Consider the following 6,451-nt stretch of genomic DNA (forward strand, 5'->3'; position numbering starts at 1 on the left):
TTTTTTTCAAGGTCGGCTCACAAAAAAAATGAGCAAGCGCCGTCTCAATTTACTTAGCAAACCAGTAAAATTATTTGATAAATTTATTCACAAAAGTGTAATAGTTAGTGGCAGCACTATCAGTAATTTAGGTCGAAATTTAAAAATTTGTTAATGAGCGTTTTTATTAAACACAATACTTGCTTTTTTAGGGAAGTCTAAGTCATTTAATTTAATGTTTTGGACGCGCTGTTTATAAGATGGGTTATTTTGTTGAATATCAAATAGCCAGTTACTAATTTTTAGTGCTGCTTTAGTGATGGTCTACGGTGGTTTTGTTTGTGTCACATATTTGGAGTATTTTGATCTATGAGTAGCAAAAATCAGGTGATTGTTTCGGGATTGTTAGGTTTAGGATTGATAGGTTTGGCGGGTGCAACTGCCTTGCCCTTCAACGACCGAATCGAGTTCAAAATTGGCAACAAAATCGAATCTCGCCCAGCTTGGTTAGTTCCCGCAAAAGCTGAATTCAAAGGGATTGAGCGCGGTGCAAGGTGGCATCAAAATCTTGCTGGCTCTGTTGGCAATTGGTGGCATGGTAACAGTGATGCTTATCGCTCGTAAAGAGGGGAAGAGCCAATCAGATAGCGAATCAAAGAGTATAAGAATAAGTCTTACGAGTTGGATTTTGCTGCTGCTGAATCTGCCTATTTAATGGCACAAACTCAGCAGCGGTACAAGAAGCTTAAAGAGGCGGGCGAGGTGGCGTTTGAGGGTGAAATCCAAACAGCTTATCTCGAATCTTTGGCTATCGATAGGAGCAACAACCCGCTTTGACGGGAACGGCGACGCTCGACACCACAACCAACCCCAGCGACAAAGTAGAGCAACAGGCAAACACCAGGGGCTATCGAACCAGAACAGGTAGATGGGTCCCTCATGCCTATCCTCACCAACTACCCCAGCGTGCTAATCTATGGCGCTCCCGGCAGTGGAAAAACTACCTTTGCCGAGCAAGAAGTCAAGCGCCGATTGGAGTGTGGGTATCAAGTTATCGTTTGTGACCCGCACGCGGCGTTTGGAGCGTAGCAGGGATGTGAGGTTGTCGGTGGCGGGATGAACTACGACGCGATCGTTCGCTCGAATGGTTTGCGTCAGAAGTTCGTCGCCGATACAAAATTATTGAGTCGCAACCTAACCCCAGCTTTCAACCTATGACTCTGGTATGTGACGAGTTCACAAACTGGGCGGGCCGATGCAGCGCGGCGGGTGAATTTTTTCAAAGCGCTCTGTCCAACATCAGGAAAGCCAAAATGTTCGGATTAATCCTGTCCCATACTAGGACAATGGCGGGTCTAGCAAATGCGGCGGGTATGGCAAAGCTGAGGCATGAAGCTCTGTGAGAAGTCGAGCTACTGGGTCAGCAATGCCCAAAAACGGGCGATGCCGTGCCGGGCGTGCTCAGCGGTGGTCAAGCTGCCGGGTCTGCCGCTAAACAAGAGATTTATCTTGCAGGTTCCAAGGCTATCCGACCCGAACAGCCACCAACCAACCCCAGCGGATAGTGCTTATTTAGACCCCATCGCCCGACTTCAAAATAGTGTTCCTCGCGCTCCGGCTTCCAGTTCCGACGAGCCATCGGGAACGTCACTTTTCAAAGGCATAAAATGAATAAACCAGAACTGTCGATAGCCCGCCTGGAAGCTTCCCTCGATGCCAAAATTTCGAGACATTTCGACACTTTAGACACTGACCCTGACGTGCTCAAACAACTTTTAGCTGACAAACGCTCTGAAAATACACGACGCACCTATGAGAGGGATGTCAATGATTTTTTAAAAACTATGACGGGAAAGTCCGCCTGTCCTGATAACGTTTTGGAGTTTTTGCACCTGGAAGAGCGTCAGGCTGTGTCGGTGGTGTTGAAGTACAAAGCTAAGCTGATTGACAAGGGACTTAAGGAAGCGACTGTTAATCGGCGGCTAGCGGCGGTCAAAAGTCTGGTGGAAATGGGCCGCAAGCTCGGCGCGTGTCACTATACTCTAGGCGACATCAAAGGGGAAAAAGTTACCAGCTACCGAGATACAACTGGGGTTGACCGACCAACTTTTGAGCGAATTTTGCAGCAGTGCGATCGGGCAAACTTGTCTGGCAAGCGTGATTATGCTTTGCTTCGCCTGTTGTGGGGCAATGCTTTGAGGCGTAACGAAGTCTGCCAGTTGAACGTTCGAGACTTTGACCCGGCCGGTAAAACTTTGCGGATTTTCGGGAAGGGGCGCGGGACGCAAGCTGAGGTGATTGACTTGGGTTCTGCGACAGTGCAGGCGATCGCCGACTGGCTCGAAGCTAGGGGCGGGAACCAATCGCATGATACCCCGCTGTTTACCGCGCTTGACTTTGCTAATTCAGGACATCGGCTCACTGGCGACGGTATCCGTAAGATTGTTGTGCGACACAGCGAAAATGCTGGCATCAAAAAGCAGATGTCCCCTCACCGCATCAGACACAGCGCTATCACGGCGGCCTTGGATGCGACGGATGGGAATGTACGGAAAGTCCAGAAGTTGAGCCGCCATCGTAAGCTTGACACCCTCATGATTTATGACGACAATCGGGGCCGTGACCAACAGGACGTTACCGATTTGCTTGATGGGATGTTTTGAGCGATCGAGCTTGCCAAAATTCAGCAAGTACCTGATGTAGGAGCAAGGGTTTGGGGCTGTCTATCAGGATATAGTTGTTTCCTGACGTAGGAAAGGGTAGAGAGTGCGGAGACGGCTCCCCTTACTTGGTCGGGCCGCACTTCTAAGTATTTCTGCAATTGTTCTAAGTTGCGGTGTCCGCTGATTTCTTGAATAATCCGCAACGGAATCCCAGCGTTGCTCATCTGAGTCAGGGCCGATCTTCTGAGGCTGTGAGTGGAAGCGCCGATGATGCCGACTTTTTCGCAGGCTTCTTGGAATAGGTGAGAGGCGGCTTCCGGGTTCGCGTGTTTCCAGCGGTGGTTGAGGTGGCGGCTGGGGAATAGGTAGGGGTGTGAGGGATGCTCGTAGGTTTCTAATAGCAGCCTCAACTCTTGAATGATCGGGATAGTGCGGGTGCCGAGCTTGCCTTTGGTGTTGCCCTTGCGGATGATCATTTCGGAGCGGATGACATTCGCTGGGGTGAAAACATCGATGACTTTCAAGCTGCAGGCTTCGGCAATCCGGCAGGCGGTGTACAGACAAATCCCAAAGAGAGCGCGATCTCGGTCACTCTGCAAACCTTCGTTGAACAAGAGTTCGATTTCCTCTTGCGTGAATATCTTGGCCTGTCCGTGTCCCTCTATTTTCATGCTTGGTGTATACCCGACCTAACGCTTGAAAGTCTGGCATACTTGTTACATTGCTGCATCAGTCTGAGAGATTTCTTAATGCCGTGGTGGCGAACGAACGCTACGAATTAGCTGAGTCGCTAAGCATTGTCCTTGCGTCGTAACGCTAGTTTGAGTGTGTCAGCCCTAAAAACCGTTAGCTCAATCAACAAAAAGGTAGAGGAAATGTTGGGCTTATTGGCATAAAGTAAAAAACGTCAGCCAAGTATTTAAAGTAATGACAAGTACAGCATTCGATCGAATATTCCGGGATAGCAACGGTGAAATTGTTGTGGCTCAGCCGCCCAACCTACCGCTGATTGTCACGTCGGGCAGCGAGTTTGCTGAAACTTGTTTTAACAACAGGTGAAATCTATACAGCGTTAGACTTGGTAGCTTTTGGCTCTTTGTTTACTTGGGCGTGGGAGGAATTATTTCAAGGTGTGAATTATTTTCGGAGAGCGCTAGGTTTTTGCGTACTGATTGGTGCGATAACGTTAAAAATTCTCAAGTTATACTGATAACCTTTCAAGCGCACGATACTGTGCGTGGGAAATATTTTGGTATTAGGCATCATTTTTCTGCCACTGCTCGTAGGTGATGCGTGGAAGCTCGAAGCGCTCTGTTGTACGGCAATAGTAAGACGGAGAGCCAAGCCGGCCGATGGGAGCAAAGCCGTTAATATGTAGGCGATCGCCAAGAAGACGATCGTCAATATGGAACATAACCACCTGCCCAATGAAAAGCGTGTAAATTCCTAGCGGTTGTTGGCTGTGGAGTACGCATTCCAAACTGGCTTGAGCTTCAGCTATGCGAGGAACCTTAACCCGCTTTGATGCCGCCGAATGTAAACCAGCAGCCGTGAGTTCGCTTTCTTCTGTTGGGAAGTTGGCAGAAGAAATATTCATGGCCGTCAACAAATCTTCTGTCACCAAATTCACCACAAACTCACTACTCAAAGTGATATTTTTCCCGTATCTTTCATGCTGCCATCATCTTTATTGCCAATACTGATGATTAGGTATAAAGGGTCAGCACCCACTGCGTTAAAGAAGCTAAAGGGTGCGAGATTGATTACACCCTCCGTATTTTGTGAAGTTACCCAAGCAATCGGACGGGGAACGACAAGATTTGTCAATAACTTATAGTTATCTTGAGGAGTGTTGGAGTTGGGATCGACGTGCATGGTGAATATTCAGTTTTGTTCAAGTATAAAAATTATAGCTCGCCCAACGTACCAGCTAGATGCAGAGGTTCGGGAGAGTCCCTCAACATTTTCTTGGCGATCGGGTAGTGCCCTAAAGGTAAGGATGGTTGAAATTCCTTGGCAGTCTGGAGTTCATTGATTTACTACCGTGTACAAAGATCCAAGTATCTGCTCAGGACAGGGTTCAAAGTGCTGATTATTTCGTTAATGTCTTGGCTTTGTAGCTGCAAAAGCATTAAAAAAGCCTAGATACTTCAGGTCTGTAAGGTTGGCTCCAAGCTCTGAAAGCCTTACATGAAAAGAGCTATGTCCACCCTTACCTAAATAGGCCTACCGGCAATTCTGTGATGCCCTCCTCGTCAAGGATATGCGGTTTGCTTATCACCTCAAAATCAGGAGAGCCTATCAAAATGTATTTATTTGATACTAATGGTAAATTCATTAACAAAAATTGTTAAAGGCATCTTGAAAAAACTGCCCAAAAAAGATTATCCTGTATTGATCACTCGTCTGTTCTTTGAGTGCTGGTTATCTTACAGCAGATTGCAGGTAAATAGAGTACAATCAAGGGACTGCATCAAAAGGGATAATGAAAGCATACTCCATCGACTTCCGAGAAAAAATAGTCAAAACGAACAAGGTAACACCTCGATCAGAAAAATAGCGTCTAGATTCGATGTGAGCAAAAGGGCGTTGCTGAATTAATGGATGAAGCGCGCGGGTACAGGAACATCACCAAACTTGAGGTAATGAATTAATAGACGAATCGAGTGACGCAGCATTTCTCTGGACTTGGAATAGCATAAAGTTTTGCGGTGTAGACGAGCTAAATAATGACGTAAGCGTGTGTTCTCTCCTTCTACTCTGAAAAATAAATTGTTAGCCAATATAATTATTATATTGGTCGAAGAACCTATGAATTTATTGGATTGTATTGTCTGATAACTTGAGAAAGTTATTGTCAGAAAAAAAGCCGGGATTCAACTTAAGATATTGTCTACTAATTTTAACAAAAAGGTAAGGATTCAGGTCATGTAAAAAACAGTAAAACCTATACGGTGTAACAATTCGATCCAATAATCATCAAATATCCATTCTTATTAAGAAACCATGAAAGCTTTGATTGTCGTACCTATTGAGAATTAAGCTGTTGATTTAGCGAAGGCTTGAATTGTAGAAGTCCTTCTGTGACTACGTTTCAGATACCTGAATCCTTACACAAAAAGTAGAAACCAAAGTTAAAAAAGTTAGACTAAAAAAGTTGGATGGCTGGGATTTTTCAAAAATACCAGTAAGATGAATCACATCTGCGGAATGTGGGTTAAAATTGATGATATTATTAGTATAATTGCTGATTGAAAAATATTTCCCTAGCTTAACTTGTCAGCAATAGTCCTAACCTTATACTCTGCACCAATCCAGAATAATATTTATAGAAATCAGACAGGGGAAGAGCTTCAGCCAAGTGCGTACAAATTTCCCGTTTTGGCACGGTGATGCTCTGTTGAGATGTTGAAATTACCCGTTGCACGAGTAGCAATTTTTCCAACCTAAGTCCCAATCTTTTTACCAGAACTGACAGTAAATCTAAAAATAGAGTAAAGACAATGACTATAAGTAATCAAGAATCTTCTCACATTTTAGTTCCAACCTATAAATACCCCTTTCCGCTTGATTTAAAACGGGCTGCTTTGCTTGTAATTGATATGCAAAATGCCTTCTGTAATCTGGAGGGTTTCTGTGGCAATGAGTTGGGAGCAGATCTATCCGCTGTGCGTGTAATGATTCCTAGCCTCCAGAGGATGGTTGCTTGGGCAAGAGAACATGGGCTGCTAATTATAGTTATTTCAAATAAAAATGAGACACTAAGTTGCACAATAAGCGCGAATAATCTCATCAAGAGATGTGGCAGA

The 6,451-nt window shown here is 45.2% G+C and carries 9 protein-coding genes and 2 pseudogenes; 7 read left to right on the plus strand and 4 right to left on the minus strand.

The genetic code is table 11. The features are described 5' to 3' along the window. Nucleotides 1-348: 348 nt before the first annotated feature. From QUA10_RS25565 to QUA10_RS25580, 4 genes are all read left to right on the plus strand, one after another. Nucleotides 349-603 (plus strand): hypothetical protein, encoded by a 255-nt coding sequence (locus tag QUA10_RS25565; protein ID WP_333085313.1) that lies wholly within the window; start codon nucleotides 349-351, stop codon nucleotides 601-603. A 315-nt stretch (nucleotides 604-918) separates the two neighbouring features. Further along, the gene (locus QUA10_RS25570) at nucleotides 919-1,068 is read left to right on the plus strand and encodes an nSTAND3 domain-containing NTPase (RefSeq protein WP_333085312.1); all 150 of its coding nucleotides are present in this window, start codon (nucleotides 919-921) and stop codon (nucleotides 1,066-1,068) included. Between the two features lie 300 nt (nucleotides 1,069-1,368). After that, nucleotides 1,369-1,650: a hypothetical protein gene (locus QUA10_RS25575; protein WP_333085311.1), complete on the plus strand. Its 282-nt coding sequence runs from the start codon at nucleotides 1,369-1,371 to the stop codon at nucleotides 1,648-1,650. Continuing rightward, nucleotides 1,647-2,642, plus strand: a complete 996-nt coding sequence (locus tag QUA10_RS25580) for a tyrosine-type recombinase/integrase (protein WP_333085309.1) — start codon at nucleotides 1,647-1,649, stop codon at nucleotides 2,640-2,642. The genes QUA10_RS25575 and QUA10_RS25580 overlap by 4 nt, the downstream gene beginning before the upstream one ends. 20 nt (nucleotides 2,643-2,662) lie before the next feature. On the opposite strand, the gene QUA10_RS25585 is transcribed toward QUA10_RS25580, so the two are convergent. Next, nucleotides 2,663-3,313 carry a tyrosine-type recombinase/integrase gene (locus tag QUA10_RS25585; protein WP_333085308.1) on the minus strand — a complete coding sequence of 217 codons (651 nt, stop codon included), beginning with the start codon at nucleotides 3,311-3,313 and terminating at the stop codon, nucleotides 2,663-2,665. A 256-nt stretch (nucleotides 3,314-3,569) separates the two neighbouring features. Between QUA10_RS25585 and QUA10_RS25590 the strand changes: the two genes are divergently transcribed. Next, a complete protein-coding gene (locus tag QUA10_RS25590) occupies nucleotides 3,570-3,701 on the plus strand; it encodes a hypothetical protein (protein WP_333085307.1) in 132 nt (43 codons plus the stop codon). A gap of 196 nt (nucleotides 3,702-3,897) precedes the next feature. Here QUA10_RS25590 and QUA10_RS25595 read toward each other — a convergent pair whose 3' ends face one another. Then, nucleotides 3,898-4,290, minus strand: coding sequence for a flavin reductase family protein (locus QUA10_RS25595; protein WP_333085306.1), 393 nt, complete (start codon nucleotides 4,288-4,290; stop codon nucleotides 3,898-3,900). After that, a complete protein-coding gene (locus tag QUA10_RS25600; RefSeq protein ID WP_333085305.1) occupies nucleotides 4,287-4,517 on the minus strand; it encodes a hypothetical protein in 231 nt (76 codons plus the stop codon). Before QUA10_RS25600 ends, QUA10_RS25595 begins: the two co-directional genes overlap by 4 nt. A gap of 450 nt (nucleotides 4,518-4,967) precedes the next feature. Between QUA10_RS25600 and QUA10_RS25605 the strand changes: the two are divergent. After that, nucleotides 4,968-5,075 (plus strand): annotated as a pseudogene (locus QUA10_RS25605) (IS4-like element ISAva3 family transposase); the annotation flags it as partial. 164 nt (nucleotides 5,076-5,239) lie between these two features. On the opposite strand, the pseudogene QUA10_RS25610 reads toward QUA10_RS25605, so the two are convergent. Continuing rightward, nucleotides 5,240-5,407: pseudogene (locus QUA10_RS25610) on the minus strand (IS1 family transposase); the annotation flags it as partial. A 738-nt stretch (nucleotides 5,408-6,145) separates the two neighbouring features. Between QUA10_RS25610 and QUA10_RS25615 the strand changes: the two are divergent. After that, the coding region (locus QUA10_RS25615) for an isochorismatase family protein (protein WP_333085304.1) at nucleotides 6,146-6,451 on the plus strand (306 nt) is incomplete at its 3' end.

Origin of the sequence: Microcoleus sp. Pol8_D6, from assembly GCF_036700965.1 — a bacterium.
In the GTDB taxonomy this organism is placed as follows: domain Bacteria; phylum Cyanobacteriota; class Cyanobacteriia; order Cyanobacteriales; family Microcoleaceae; genus Microcoleus.

Excerpts from the sequence above, each read along its gene's own strand:
- QUA10_RS25565 (WP_333085313.1), top strand. The coding sequence starts at position 349 with ATGAGTAGCAAAAATCAGGTGATTGTTTCGGGATTGTTAGGTTTAGGA.
- QUA10_RS25570 (WP_333085312.1), top strand. The coding sequence starts at position 919 with ATGCCTATCCTCACCAACTACCCCAGCGTGCTAATCTATGGCGCTCCC.
- QUA10_RS25575 (WP_333085311.1), top strand. The coding sequence starts at position 1,369 with ATGAAGCTCTGTGAGAAGTCGAGCTACTGGGTCAGCAATGCCCAAAAA.
- QUA10_RS25580 (WP_333085309.1), top strand. The coding sequence starts at position 1,647 with ATGAATAAACCAGAACTGTCGATAGCCCGCCTGGAAGCTTCCCTCGAT.
- QUA10_RS25585 (WP_333085308.1), bottom strand. The coding sequence starts at position 3,313 with ATGAAAATAGAGGGACACGGACAGGCCAAGATATTCACGCAAGAGGAA.
- QUA10_RS25590 (WP_333085307.1), top strand. The coding sequence starts at position 3,570 with ATGACAAGTACAGCATTCGATCGAATATTCCGGGATAGCAACGGTGAA.
- QUA10_RS25600 (WP_333085305.1), bottom strand. The coding sequence starts at position 4,517 with ATGCACGTCGATCCCAACTCCAACACTCCTCAAGATAACTATAAGTTA.